Annotated in this window: 8 protein-coding genes; 5 read left to right on the forward strand and 3 right to left on the reverse strand. The window is 71.5% G+C overall.

Annotation, left to right across the window (positions count from 1 at the left end; genetic code table 11):
• Nucleotides 1–65: 65 nt before the first annotated feature.
• Nucleotides 66–542 carry a hypothetical protein gene (locus CRP45_RS09815; RefSeq protein WP_245910039.1) on the reverse strand — a complete coding sequence of 159 codons (477 nt, stop codon included), beginning with the start codon at nucleotides 540–542 and terminating at the stop codon, nucleotides 66–68.
• Nucleotides 543–594: 52 nt separating this feature from the next.
• On the reverse strand, nucleotides 595–3,027 hold the full coding sequence (locus CRP45_RS09820; protein ID WP_245910040.1) for an AAA family ATPase: 2,433 nt from the start codon (nucleotides 3,025–3,027) through the stop codon (nucleotides 595–597).
• Nucleotides 3,028–3,443: 416 nt separating this feature from the next.
• Here CRP45_RS09820 and CRP45_RS09825 point away from each other — a divergent pair, with 416 nt between their 5' ends.
• Nucleotides 3,444–4,289 (forward strand): helix-turn-helix domain-containing protein, encoded by an 846-nt coding sequence (locus CRP45_RS09825; protein WP_097244838.1) that lies wholly within the window; start codon nucleotides 3,444–3,446, stop codon nucleotides 4,287–4,289.
• 5 nt (nucleotides 4,290–4,294) lie between these two features.
• Here CRP45_RS09825 and CRP45_RS09830 read toward each other — a convergent pair whose 3' ends face one another.
• Nucleotides 4,295–5,488, reverse strand: a complete 1,194-nt coding sequence (locus tag CRP45_RS09830; protein WP_097244839.1) for an MFS transporter — start codon at nucleotides 5,486–5,488, stop codon at nucleotides 4,295–4,297.
• A 191-nt stretch (nucleotides 5,489–5,679) separates the two neighbouring features.
• On the opposite strand from CRP45_RS09830, the gene CRP45_RS34520 reads away from it, so the two are divergent.
• The 4 genes from CRP45_RS34520 to CRP45_RS09850 all read left to right on the forward strand — a co-directional run bounded on the left by CRP45_RS34520 (nucleotide 5,680) and on the right by CRP45_RS09850 (nucleotide 13,997).
• Complete coding sequence (locus CRP45_RS34520) at nucleotides 5,680–8,742, forward strand: DUF5691 domain-containing protein (RefSeq protein WP_245910041.1); 3,063 nt, start codon at nucleotides 5,680–5,682, stop codon at nucleotides 8,740–8,742.
• Nucleotides 8,739–9,836 carry an ATP-binding protein gene (locus CRP45_RS09840; protein ID WP_067791567.1) on the forward strand — a complete coding sequence of 366 codons (1,098 nt, stop codon included), beginning with the start codon at nucleotides 8,739–8,741 and terminating at the stop codon, nucleotides 9,834–9,836. Before CRP45_RS34520 ends, CRP45_RS09840 begins: the two co-directional genes overlap by 4 nt.
• Before the next feature lie 8 nt (nucleotides 9,837–9,844).
• Nucleotides 9,845–12,475 (forward strand): DUF5682 family protein, encoded by a 2,631-nt coding sequence (locus tag CRP45_RS09845; protein ID WP_245910042.1) that lies wholly within the window; start codon nucleotides 9,845–9,847, stop codon nucleotides 12,473–12,475.
• Between the two features lie 358 nt (nucleotides 12,476–12,833).
• Nucleotides 12,834–13,997 carry a VWA domain-containing protein gene (locus CRP45_RS09850; protein WP_097244840.1) on the forward strand — a complete coding sequence of 388 codons (1,164 nt, stop codon included), beginning with the start codon at nucleotides 12,834–12,836 and terminating at the stop codon, nucleotides 13,995–13,997.
• Nucleotides 13,998–13,999 lie beyond the last annotated feature (2 nt).

Consider the following 13,999-nt stretch of genomic DNA (forward strand, 5'->3'; position numbering starts at 1 on the left):
AGGCTGGTGTGTGGACGTCCGTCCGCCTCGTACAACGCCCCGCACCTGCGTGGCTCGACCGGTCGTCAATCCGAGGCGAGCTCGGTGCGCACCCAGGCCGATCCACCGCCGCCGACTCTGGACAGGACGTTCGCGATGGCGGCGGTCTGTTCGCGCCAGCGGCGGAGTTCGGTGACGCTCGGGGCGAGTTCGTAGTCGTGGTGGTGGGCGGCGCGGGAGAGTGCTGCCCACACCGCGGCCACCTGGGCGCCGGTTTCCGGTCCGGCGTAGACGCGTAGCGCGAGGAGTTGGGCGCGCATCGGGCAGCGTGCCAGTTCCGGGGCGCGGCGTGCCCACAGTTCGTCGACCGCCTGCTCGAGGGCGAGCCGCAGGATCCAGGCGGTCGCTCGCGACCACACGCCGCCCGCGGCGGTCACTTCGCCGTCCAGCAGGCGGTCGACCGCGTCGAGTCGCTCGGCGACGGTCGGTCGTGGTGCTCGCGGCTTCGACCGACCCGGTGGACGCCGACGCGGTCCGCGCGGGCGCTGACGCTCGCTGTTCACAACGAGGCCTCGCAATCGCCCCGCCGCATCGCAAGCGACCGAACCCGCTCGCTCACCGACTCATCCAGGCGATGAATCGTTCGGTGTTCGAGATCAGTTCGCGCATACCGCGATCGATCGGCACGTGCGCGCCCGCCGTCACGTCGCGCAGCGCACCGACCAACCATTTTCCTTCTCGCGCAAGGTGTTTGTTGAGGTTGTCGACGTTGTAGCCGACGCCCATCACCGCGAGCGCGACCATGGCGCGGGTGGTCTGCGCGCCCTCGATGTGCCGCTCCACCTCGCGATGGTTCATGCCGCGCGCCAGGAGTTCGCGCCGGGCCCTGGCCAAGCTGGCCGCCTCCAGCGCGGACCGGCAGCAGGTAGCGACGAGTTCGTCCGCGATGGCGGGCGGCAGCTGGGGGGTGCGCACCAGCGACCGGGCGTCGTCCAGGTAGCGGCGCACCGGATCGCTGGACGTGCGCACCTCGATAACGGATCGTTCGCGCCGCTGCACCTCCAGCACGCAGGCGTCCAGCTGCATGCGGCGCACCGCCTCGGCCAATCGCTCGTCGTGGGTGAACACCACCACCTGTCGCGTCCACGCGACGAATGCCAGCACCCTGGCCAGACCGTCGACCTTCGCCGGATCCATGGCCTGCACCGGGTCGTCGATCATGACGAAGCGAAAAGGGCTCTCCTCCACCGTCGCCCGCGGCAGGAACAGCGAGAGTCCGAGCGCGTGCAGCTCGCCCTGACTCATCACGCCGAGCGCCGCGCCGTCCACCTCGTCGACGGTGACGTCGAGCAGCACCCGGCGCGCGGTACCGGCGTTGCCCTGCAACCGAATCGCGCCGAGTTCCACGTTGCTCTGCTGGCGCAGTGTGCGCCAGACCCAGCGCGCCGTCGTCTCCAGCGGAGCCATGCGCTCGTCGCGCAGACCCGCCGTGGCCGACTTGAGCCAGTCCTCGGCGCGCTTGAGGGTGCGCAGTTCGCCGGCCCGCATCGCCACCTCGCGCGCGCCGTCCAGCCACGCGGCGATCCTCGGCACCAGCGGCGCCCACACCTCGTCCAGCCGGTCCAGCTCCTTGCGGGTGCCCTGCTGGACCAGCTCGAGCTCGTCGACGAGGCGAGTGTGCGCCCAGCGCAGACGATCCGGTAGTTCCGGCGTGTACTCCGCGCTGCTCAGCGCGGCCCATTCCGTCCATGCCCTGCGCACCGCGGTGGTGTCGACGGTCGGCGGATTGCGCGGATCGAAATCGAGTTCGGGCGGCACGTGCTCGGGCAGCGCCCGCGCCGCGCGCACGGCGTTGCGCAGCTCGTCGCGTGCGGTGGTGAGCGCGTCGACCCGGGCGGCGAGCCGCGTGATCGAGATGTCCGCGTGCCGCGACCACTCCTCGTCCAGCCTGCCGCGCCCGCACACCGGGCAGGCGCAGTCCCCGCTCGCCGCCACGTGCGCGCGGGCGCGGCGCAGCAGCTGCAACACCCGCCAGTCGGCCTCGGCGTCGGCGGTGGAATCGCGCGCCAGCGTGGCCGCGCAGGCTTCCAGACGGCTGGCGACCGCGTCCACCTCGGCCTCGGTGGGCAGCGCGAGTCGGACGATGGCGCGCAGCCCTTCCGGACCGTCGGCGCCGTCGGTGGTGCCGAGCATGTCGCGGCCGACGGCGGTGAGGTCGGGTTGCGCGGGCCGCAGCAGGGTCGCCATCCGAACCGCACGGTCGTCGGCCAGCGTCTCCATGGTCTCGAGCAGGTCGATCCGTTCCTGACGGGAATCCCGTGCGGCGCGCTCCAATTCGAGTCGGCGCGCGCGAATCCGCTCCTGCGCCAAGGTCAATTCGTCGAGGCCGAGCAGCTGGTGCAGCGCGTCGAACAGGTCGCTCGGCTTGCCGTCCACGAGGGTGCCGAGTTCGCTGTAGGACAGGAACGGGCGGTACAGCTCGAGCACCGACGCCCACCGCCCGGCGTCGAATTCCGCTGGTGCGCCGCCCTTGCGCCGTTCGCTCCAGCGCGCGTCGGTCAACTCGGCCGTCGGCGACCACTCCTTGGTGATGATCAGTTCCGGATCTTCGCCGCCGGTGAGCAATTCCAGTTCGATGCGCGCGGTGTCGCCGTCGTGCAGGTTGCGCCAACCCTCGCGCCACGCGGCGGAGCGACCCTCCCAGCGGCGATTGCCTCCGGTCAGCGCCAGTTCTGCGGCCTCGGCGAAACTGGACTTGCCGCTGCCGTTGCGCCCGACCACCAGGGTGAGACCGGGACCGGGCGGCACGTTCAGCGTCACCTCGGGTCCGATGCCGCGGAAGCCGCGCACCCGGATCGCGCGCAGGAAGATGCCGGAGTCGTCGAATTCGCTTGCCCGGTCGCGGGAATCGATGGCGCCGAGTGCGCGCAGTACGGCGTGCGCCACGTCCGGAGTGACCGACGGGTCCTCGTTCAGCCGGCGCGCCACCACCTCGGTCAGGCGCGGTACGGCCTCCGCCGTCGTGTCGACCGCGGGCTTCGGGCACACGTGAAAACCCCCTACACACCGCACCGCGACGCGCCCCTCCCGCATTCGCGCGCGGTGTAACCGTCGAAAGCTGAGCGAAACGCTACCCGATCACACCGGATTCGCCCACCGGGCGGTGGACGAACGAAGGGGGATGCGAACCTGCCCGCGGGGATGGATATGGCCATCGAAACAGGCTCGGCCACGCCTCGATGTCCACCCCTCGGCCAACCCCGGCGGGCAGCTCGATGGTGTGTCACCCGATCTGGGTGGCTCGGACGGAGCCGAACAGAACAGAATGCCAGAAAACGCAATTCGGCGCAATACTTGTATGCCCACGAATCCGGCACCGGCGCAGCGACTTCCGAGCATCCGCGCTCCGGCTATCGCCGGTCCCCCTTGGTACCGTTGTTCCGGCAAGAGTTTCAGCATGAGGGATGTGCACATTGACGCTGGTCGATGTGGGTCGCGGCGGGCTAGAGGAAGTGCTGGCCGGGCTCCAGTGGCGGTTCGCCGGACGGGACGTGTTCGCACTGCCGGCCGGGCAATGGGTGTACCCGGACGGCGAGTCGAATGCGCTTGTAGTGACCGAAGGGCTTGTCCGCGTCGAAGGTCTCGGTGACGCCGACGATCTGACGCAGGGGGATTTCCTGTTCGTGCCGCATCGCCAGCGGTATGCGATCACTGCGCTGTCGGAGGCCACGGTGCTGTGTGTGCGACTCGCGCCGATCGGGTCCAGTAGCGCCATGGAGGCGCTGCCGTCGCGGGTGCTGCTGACCGATTTCGTGCAGCACGCACCCCTGGCCGCGACCATGATGCAGCACCTGGTAGTGGCATGTCCGGACCCGGAAGGGGTGCAGGGCGATCGGGTCGCCACGCTGGTCGCCTCGATGGCGATCGAGTCCTGGCATGCGCGGGGATGCGCACCGAAGCGGTGGCTGTTGCGGGTGAACGAACCCGGGGTGGCGCGTGCGGTGGCCGCCATGCATGCCGATCCGGGGCGGGAGTGGACCGTCGAGGCGTTGGCCCGGGTCGCGCTGGCCTCGCGGTCGGGATTCGCCGCACGGTTTCAGGCCGCGACCGGGCTCACGCCGGGGCGCTACCTGACGCGACTGCGGGTCGAAAAGGCGCAGCGCTTCTTGATCGAGCGGGACGCCGCGATCGGCGCCGTCGCCCGACGCCTCGGCTACTCGTCGGAGACCGCGTTCGGGCGAGCGTTTCGCAGGCATACGGGCCTCACCCCTTCCGAATGGCGGCGGCGGGCCCGCGTGCCCACGGCGTGAGTTGTTCAGGCTGCGGTGCCGCGGCTCAGCGAGAGCCGGAGCGCGACCCCACCGATCACCGCCGCCGCTGCGGCGAGACCGAAGGTCGCCGTCGGGCCGAGACCGTCCACACCGCGCCCACCGATCGCCGAGCCGAGGATGATCGCGAGCTGGAAACCACCGACCACCAGGCCGCTGCCTGCCTCTATCCGATCGGGCAGCACCCGCGACACCCACACCTGCACCAGGTTGAGGATGCCGCCGAAGGCGCCACCCCAGATGATCACCGCGACATAGGCGAGCGGCGCGACAGCAGCCGAGGCGATGATCGCGAGCAGCGACAGTCCGATGGCCGCCGGAACGGCAACCAGGAGAATGCTCAGGCGTCGATCGGCGAGCGACCCGAGCACGAAATTGCCGATCAGGCCGCCGATTCCGAACAGGGCGAGCAGCACGGCGATCGCGGTGGGGCCCGCGCCGAGCAGCTCGTCGAGAGCCGGACGGATGTAGGTGTAGCCGGCGAAGTGCCCGCCGATGACCGCGACCAAGCCGACCAGACCCAGCGTCACGCCCGCCGCCCGCAACGCACCGGCCATCGCCGACCACCCGACTCCCTGCGTCGGCGTGATCGGCGGCAACGCCACCTTCACCGCGACCGCCGCCAGCACCGACAGCCCCGCCACGACCACGAACACCACGCGCCAACCGGCGTAGTTGCCCAACAGCACGCCGAGCGGCACGCCCGCCACCGTCGCGACCGTCGTCCCCGCGTTCACGATCATCATCGCCTTGCCGAGCCTGGCGGCGGGCACCAGCTGCGCCGCGATCACCAGAGCCATCGACCAGTAGCCGCCGACCGCCACACCGAGCAGCAGCCGCGCGATCAGCAGCAGGACGATGTTCGGGGCGAGGGCTACCACGATGTTCGATACGGCGGCAGCGATGGTGAGCGCCGCCAGCAGCGTGCGGCGATCGAGCCGCGGGAACAGCGAACTCAGTCCGAGTGCGGCGAGCAGCGCGGTCAACGCCGTCGCGCTGACCGAAAGACCGACCACGCCCTCCTCGACACGCAGGTCGTTCGCGAGCGCGGTCAGCACCCCCGGGGGTAGGAATTCGGCCGTCACGAGGGTGAAACTGCCGAGGAACATGGTGAACAAGGCAGGCCACACCCGGCGAAGGGACTTCGGTGCCGAGGTTGCGGCGGTGAGTGTCGTTGTCATGCCAGTTGCAACAGCCGCGCCGCGGCGTGCACGCGACCGAAACGCCACAGCAGTCGGCTCAAACGCCAAGGCGGAGTTCGCCGGGCTGGGCGCACAGGTACCCGCGCCCCTTGTCGGCGGCCTCGGGTAGAAATCGAACAACGAAGAAAACGGGAGACGAGGATGACGCACGGACGTTCGGGCGCCGCCCGATGAACGCACCGTGGCCCGAGGAGCGGGTCGGCGCGCTCGCGCCGGATGCGAGCTCGCTCGGGGCGGCGCGCGCCCTCGCGGACCGCTGGCGCGACACCGGATATCGCGAGGACGCCGTGTGGGGCCGGTGCCGAGGCAGCGGACCCGAGCCGTACGCGACGATCGTCGACCTGTCCGGCCCCGCGTATTCGTGCGACTGTCCGAGCCGCAAGACGCCGTGCAAGCACGCGCTCTCGCTGCTGTTGCTCTGGTCGCACGGCGCGGTCGCGCCCGCCGCCGAGGTCGCGGACTTCGCGGCGGAATGGCTGGCCTGGCGTGCCTCCCGCACCCCGAAGCCCGCCGCGCAACGCACGGCCAATCCGGCCACCGCGGAGCAGCGGCGGGTGCGCGTGACGGCGGGCTTGGAGGAACTCGACATCTGGCTCGGCGACCAGGTGCGCACCGGTCTCGCCCAGGCCGACCGGTCCTACCAGGCGTTCGAGACGATCGCGGCGCGCATGGTCGACGCGCAGGCGCCCGGCGTGGCGAGAGCGCTGCGCAGGCTGCCGCTGATCATGGCGACCCGCGCCGACTGGCCCGAGCCGGTGTTGCGCGAATACGCCAGACTGCACCTGCTCGTCGCCGCACACCGTCGCCTCGACGGCTTGGCGCCGGCTCTGCGCGCCAGCGTTCGCACCCACATCGGCTATCCCAATCCGGCCGAGGCAGTACGGGGCGAGCCGCTGGTCCGCGACCAGTGGATGACCCTCGGCGTGCGCAGCACCGAGGACGACCGTCTGTACACCCGCCGCACCTGGCTCTACGGCCGCCGCACGCACCGCTGGGCGCTGCTCGTCGACCACGCCTTCGGCACACCCGCGTTCCCCGCGACCGCACCTGTCCTCGGGCACATGGCCGAGGCGGACCTGCACTACTACCCCGGCGCCGCGCCCTTGCGCGCCCTGTGGGGCGAACGCCTCGGCACCGACGAACCGTTCACCACCCTGCCCGCCCCGCCCCCGTCGACCAGCGTCGCGTGTCAGACGCCACCCGAGGTGGACTCTCCGCCTGGCAACGGTGTCCGGGCTGATCAGTCGCGGGAATCGAACAACGCCGCAACCGTGGCACCGCAAGGGAGCTCGGCGGACACTGCGCCCACCGTCGAGGCGCAGACACAGGCATCGGGCTCGCGGATCGGTAGCGAAAGCGGCGAGGCATCGACTGCACCGGGCGCGAAGACCAGCACCGTGCACCAGGCGCTGGATGCCCACGCCGCGGCGCTCGGCGCGGACCCGTGGCTGCGGACGTGGCCGGTGCTGCTGCGCGAGGTGGTTCCGGTGGTCGGCGACGCGGGTTGGCAGGTGGTCGACGGGCAGGGCGCGGCGTTGCCCCTCGCGCCGGGTGAACAACCGTGGTCACTGCTCGCGGTGTCCGGTGGGTATCCGGTGAGCGTGTTCGGCGAGTGGACGGTGGACGGACTCGTCCCGATCTCGGTGTTCGCGGTGGGCGAGATCATCGATCTGGCGAGCGAGCCCGCGCTGTACCGGGACTCCCCCGCGCCGAGCGGCACGACCGACGATCTGATCTCGGCGGCACTGCTCGGCACTGCGCGCCGGACGTTCGATCCCGCGCGGCTGCCCGCTCCGGTCGCGGCCGCCGCCGAGAGCTTGCGCGCCGATCCGGCCTTCCTACTGCTCGAATCCGCCACGCTGCGTGACACTTTCGCGCGCGGCGGAATCGTCCCGAAGGCCGCCACCGTACCGCCGCCCGCCCCCGACGACGATCGCGCGCAACTCCCCCGCGCCGCCGCCGTTCGCCTCGCCGACATGCTGCGTGACCGGTCCCGCTTCCTGCCCGAATGGTTCGCGGCCGTCGCGCCGCACGATTTCCGCGCGCCCGACGCGCTGGCCGCCCAGCTGCTGGAATCCGCCGACGCGCAGTCCGGCTTGCGCGAACCGCTGCTTCGGCTGGCGGGCGAACGCGGGCGCTGGCTCGCGCAATGGCACCCGGAGTGGCGAAACCTGCTGTCGGAGTTCGTCATCGACACCGACTCCGAGGAGATCTGGCGCTACGGCTCGGCCACCCAGCGGCGCGACTGGCTCGCCCGCCTGCGCGCCCGCGACGCCGACGCCGCCCGCGCGGCCCTCACCGACACCTGGGCCACGGAAACCGGCCAGGTGAAGGCCGAACTGCTCGCGGTGTTCGCCGACGGCATCGGCGCGGCCGACGAGCCACTGCTGGAAACCGCGTTGGACGACCGCCGCGCCGAAGTCCGCCGCACCGCCGCCGGACTGCTCGCCCTGCTTCCCGATTCGGCCTTCGCGGAACGCATGCTGCGCCGCGCCGCCGACTGGATCGTCGCGGACGCCGACCGCACGCGGCTGTCGATCGAATTGCCGGACCCGCTCGACGCCGACGTCCGACGCGACGGAATCACCGACCGCGCAGTCGAATTCAGCTACCGCTGGAACGGCGTCCCGGACGTCACCGCGGGCCGCCTTCGCCAGCTGGTCGCCGCGACGCCGCTGCGGCACTGGGCGGCCGCGCTCGGTGCGCCGGAGCACGCCGTTCGGGTCGCGGTGGACGACCGGTTCCGGCAGCCGCTGTTCGACGGCTGGGTGGATGCCGCGCTGGCACAACAGGATTCGTCCTGGGCTGCGGCTCTGTTCGCCAACGGCGTGCCTTCTGACACCGCGCTGCTGCGCCGCCGTGAGCTGTTCGCCCTGCTTCCGGTCGACGAGCGCGTCCGGCACCTGCTCCGCTTGGACGGCGCCTGGCTCTCCGAGCTGGAGGCGCTGCTGCCCGCCGTGCCGCACCCGTGGCCGCAGCCGCTGGCGCAACACGTGATCCTGCTGCTGTTCGAGCGCGCCCGCCTCGCCGCCCAGCGCACGGGCAATCACGGCACGGGCCCCGCCGCGCACCGATCGCTGCTCGCCGCGGCGTCGGTGCACCTGCCGGTCGACGCGGCGGCCACCGTCGCCTCGATCGCCCAGCGCTGCGACGATGTGGCGTGGGCCCGCGCCTTCGACCAGCTCGCCACCGACCTCACCCACCGCTCGGACATGCTCGAGGAGTTGCCGTGACCAGCACCGAAGCCAGCGCCCTGCTGCGCCCGCACGCCGAACAGGCCTACGCCGAGGAACTGCGCGCGCTGGCCGCCGCCGACGACCGCCCGCGCCCGCCCTCCTGGCGACTCTCGCCGTGGGCGGTGGTCACCTACCTGCTCGGCGGCACGCTCGACGACGGCACCGTGATCACCCCGAAGTACGTCGGCCCGCGCCGGCTCATGGAGGTCGCGGTCGCCACCCTGGCCACCGACCGGGCGCTCTTGCTGCTCGGCGTGCCGGGCACGGCCAAAACCTGGGTGTCCGAACATCTCTCGGCCGCGATCTCCGGCTCTTCGACGCTTTTGGTGCAGGGCACCTCGGGCACGGCGGAGGAGGCCATCCGCTACGGCTGGAACTACGCGCGGCTGCTCGCCGAGGGCCCGAGCGACGCCGCGCTCGTCCCGTCTCCGGTGCTGACCGCGATGCGCACCGGCGCGCTGGCCAGGATCGAGGAACTGACCCGCATCCCGTCCGACGTGCAGGACGCGCTGATCACCGTCCTCTCCGAAAAGACACTGCCCATACCGGAACTCGGCCGCGAGGTGCAGGCGGCCAAGGGCTTCAACGTGATCGCCACCGCCAACGACCGCGACCGCGGCGTGCACGAGCTGTCCTCCGCGCTGCGCCGCCGCTTCAACACGGTGGTGCTGCCGCTGCCCGCCGACGAGGAGGACGAGGTCGCCATCGTGACGCGCCGGGTGGCCCAGCTCGGCGCGGCGCTGGAGCTGCCCGAGGTGCCCGCGGCGGCCGAGGAGGTGCGCCGCGTGGTGCGGGTCTTCCGCGAATTGCGTTCCGGCATGACGGCCGACAACCGCACCAAGCTCAAGTCGCCCTCCGGGACACTGTCCACCGCCGAGGCGATCTCGGTGCTGACCAACGGCATCGCCCTGTCCGCCCACTTCGGCGACGGGGTGCTGCGAGCCACCGACATCGCGGGCGCGCTGCTCGGCGCGGTGGTCAAGGACCCGGTGGCCGACGCCGCCGTGTGGACCGAGTATCTGGAAGCCGTTGTGCGCGAACGCCCGGACTGGGCCGACTTCTACCGCGCCTGCCGCGAGGTCACCGGCTGAGGACCGCCATGCACGAGCAACCGAACGACCGAGCACCCGACGACGAGGGCGACGCACCCGTTGCCGGAAACGGCATGGCCCACACCGGAGTCGTCGCATCCACTGCCGATGACAGCACGCCCGACGCGGCCACGATCGGCAGCGCCGCCTCGGAAGGGACAGCGCAACAGCGGCACACCGGCCGAGACCGGGACATCGCGGCGGCACAATCCGATGCCGACACGGCACCGACACGCACCGCCGCGCCGATGGACGCGGTCGACGGCACCACAGGGGCAGCCGAGGTGACGGTGCGCCGGACGCGAGCGCGCACAAGTGGGAGCGCGGACGAAGCCGTGGCGCGCGTGTTCGGCATCCGGCACCACGGCCCCGGCTCAGCGCGCTCACTTCGCATGGCGCTGGAGCACTTTCAGCCCGACACCATACTCGTCGAGGGCCCCGCCGACGCCGATCACTTGGTCGGGTTCGTCACGGCCGAGGGCATGGCTCCGCCCGTCGCGTTGCTCGCCTATGTGCCCGATCAACCCGCCCGCGCGGCATTCTGGCCCTACGCGGTGTTCTCGCCGGAATGGCAGGCACTACGCTATGCGGCCGAACACGAAGTCCCCGTTCGCTTCTGCGACCTGCCAGGCAGCGTCGTGCTCGCTGCCGAGGTGGAGCCCGGCGACAGCGTCGACCCGCTTGCCCACCTCGCGGCCGCCGCCGGTTACGACGACGCCGAACGCTGGTGGGACGCGGTCGTTGAATCAACTACCGACATAGATGTTTTCGACGCACTCACCGAGGCGATGGGTGTGCTGCGAGAGGCGCCCGACAGGGACCCGCACGAGAGCGAACAACCGCACCCGGGGTCGTCTGCCGAACTGCCCGCTCTCGAAACCTTCGGCCCTGACGACGAATTCGACAGCACCGCGCCACCGATCGCGCGCCGCCGACGACCGACCTCCGCTGTGGTCGACTCACACACCCTGCGCCGCGAGGCCTACATGCGCCAAACCATGCGCAAGGCGCTCAAGGGCGGCTCGCGTCGCCTCGCCGTGGTCTGCGGCGCCTGGCACGCGCCCGCGCTGGCGGGCAAGCTCGGCCCGGCCGCGCCGGATGCCCGGCTGCTCAAGGGCATGCCGAAGGTGAAGGCAACCGTCACCTGGGTGCCTTACACCCATTCCCGGCTCGCCGCGTCCTCCGGCTACGGCGCGGGCGTCGACTCGCCCGGCTGGTACCACCACCTGTTCACCGCGCCCGATCGGCCGATCGCGCGCTGGCTCACCAAGGTCGCGGGCGTGCTGCGCGCGCACGATCTTCCGGTGTCCAGCGCGCACGTCATCGAGGCGGTCCGGCTCGCGGAAACCCTTGCGACACTGCGGCAACGACCGTTGGCCGGTCTCTCCGAGGTCACCGAGGCGGTGCGCGCGGTGATGTGCGGCGGCGACGAGACCATGGTGCACGTGGTGACCACCGAGCTGGTCGTCGGCGAGGCGCTCGGCGCGGTGCCGGAGAACGCGCCGACGGTGCCGCTCGACGCCGACCTGCGCGCCAAGGTGCGCAGGCTGCGGATGAAGCTGGAACCCACCGCGCGCACCGTCGATCTCGACCTGCGCAAGGAGCGCGAGCTGGAACGCTCGCGGCTGCTGCACCGGCTGCGGCTGCTCGGCGTCGAATGGGGCACGCCGACCACCGGGGAGGTGCGCAGCACCGGCACCTTCCGCGAGACGTGGACGCTGAAGTGGCGCCCGGAGTTCGCGGTCTCCGTCATCGAGGCCTCGCGCTGGGGCACCACGCTGCGCACGGCCGCCGAAACCAAGATCCTCGACACCGCACAGCGGCAAGACCGCACGCTCGCCGATCTCGCAGGCGCGCTGGAACTGGCCTTGCTGGCCGATCTGGGCGGCGCGACCTCCGGCCTCATCCAGCGCCTGGAGACCGTCGCGGCGCTGGATCACGACGTCACCCACCTGCTCGCGGCGCTGCCCGGTCTGATCAGAACGCTGCGCTACGGCGACGTGCGCGGCACCGACACCAAGGCGCTCGCACACGTGGCCGACGGGTTGCTCGTCCGTATCGCGGCGGGTCTGCCCGGCGCGGTCACCGGCCTCGACGCCGACGCCGCCGCCGAGCTGCGCACCCAGCTGGACGCCGCGCACCTGGCGATCCACACCCGCGACGACGCGTGGGCGACCGAGACCTGGCTGGCGGCGCTGCGCAAACTGGCCGACCGCGAGGACGTGCACGGTGCGCTCGTCGGCCGCGCGGTGCGGCTGCTCAGCGACGCGGGCATCATCGACGACGCCGATTCCGGACGCCGCCTGTCCGCCGCACTGTCGGTCGGCGCGACCCCGGCCTCCAAAGCGGCCTGGATCGACGGCTTCCTCGGCGGCCGCGGTCTGCTGCTCGTCCACGACCGAGAGTTGTTGCGCCGCATCGATGAATGGCTACGCGGCCTCGACGACGAGCAATTCCTGGAGACGCTTCCGGTGCTGCGCCGCACCTTCGGCGCCTTCGAATCCGGCGAACGCCGCGCCATCGGCCGCGCCATCCACGACACCGCGGGCCTCGTGACACCGGAACAGGCGGGCGTCGACGTCGAACGCGGCCGCCAAGCCATGCGAACCGCCGCGGACATTCTCGGAGTCGCCCGATGATTCCGCACCCCGCCCCCACCCGCCACCTCCCAACCGAAGGTGACCCCCACCCCGTCGGACAGACCGAACGTCACCTTCGCTCGAATGCCGCCCGCCGGCGAATCCCGCCCGAAGGTGACCCCCACCCTGTCGGACGGACCGAATGTCACCTTCGCTCGATTGGCGCCCGCGGGACAATCCCGACCGAAGGTGACCCCCACCCTGTCGGACGGACCGAACGTCACCTTCGCTCGATTGGCGCCCGCCGGCGAATCCCGACCGATGGTGACATTCGGTCGGTCTGGGCGCGTGGTGGTCACCTTTGGTTGGCAACCGCGCCGTGCGCGAAACCCGCCCCACGTCCGCGAGGAGTCGCGCAATGAGCCAGCCCGACGAAAACCCCTCCCGCCGTTGGCGTCTGGTGCTCGGTGCGGCGGCCGCACCCGAGCTCGGCGGCCTCGGCGGGTCCGATGACGTGGCGGTCGATCGTGCCCTCGGCGCCCTCTACAACACCGGCGACGAGCCCACCTCCGGGAAACGTTCCGGCAGCCTCGGTGATTCGGCGCCGCGGGTGGCGCGCTGGCTCGGCGACATCCGCACCTACTTTCCGTCCAGCGTGGTCGAGGTGATGCAGCGCGACGCCATCGACCGCCTGCAACTCACCGAACTGCTGCTGGAGCCGGAGCTGCTCGCCGCCGTCGAGCCCGACGTGCACCTGGTCGGCACACTGCTCAGCCTGAACCGGGTGATGCCGGAGACGACCAAGGCGACCGCGCGCACCGTGGTCGAGCGGGTGGTGCGCGAGATCGAGCAGCGCATCGCCACGCACACCCGCACCGCCGTCTCCGGCGCGCTCAACCGGGCGGCGCGAATCAGCAGGCCGAGGGCCCGAGACATCGACTGGGACCGCACCATTCGCAAGAACCTGGCGAACTATCTGCCCGAGCACCGCACGGTCGTCCCGGAGCGTCTGGTCGGCTACGGACGCAACACCCAGACCGTGCGGCGTGACGTCGTGCTGGCCATCGATCAGTCGGGGTCGATGGCCGCGAGCGTGGTGTACGCCTCGGTGTTCGGCGCGGTGCTGGCGTCGATGCGGTCGCTGCGCACGTCGCTGGTGGTCTTCGACACCGAGGTCGTCGACCTCACCGATCTGCTCACCGACCCGGTCGACGTGCTGTTCGGCACCCAACTCGGCGGCGGCACCGACATCAACCGGGCGCTCGCCTACTGCCAGACGCTGATCGCCCGCCCGGCCGACACGCTCTTCGTGCTGATCTCCGACCTCTACGAGGGCGGCATCCGCGCGGAGATGCTGCGCCGGGTGCACGCCATGCGGGAATCGGATGTGCAGGTGGTGGTGCTGCTCGCGCTCTCCGACGACGGCGCACCGGCTTTCGACCACGACAACGCCGCCGCCCTTGCCGCACTCGGTATTCCAGCCTTCGCCTGCACACCCGACCGCTTCCCGGACCTGCTCGCGGTGGCGCTGGATCGCGGCGACGTCCGATCCTGGGCCGATGCGAACGCCGGAAAACCGTGAGG

Source organism: Nocardia amikacinitolerans (assembly GCF_900215415.1).
Classification (GTDB): domain Bacteria; phylum Actinomycetota; class Actinomycetes; order Mycobacteriales; family Mycobacteriaceae; genus Nocardia; species Nocardia amikacinitolerans.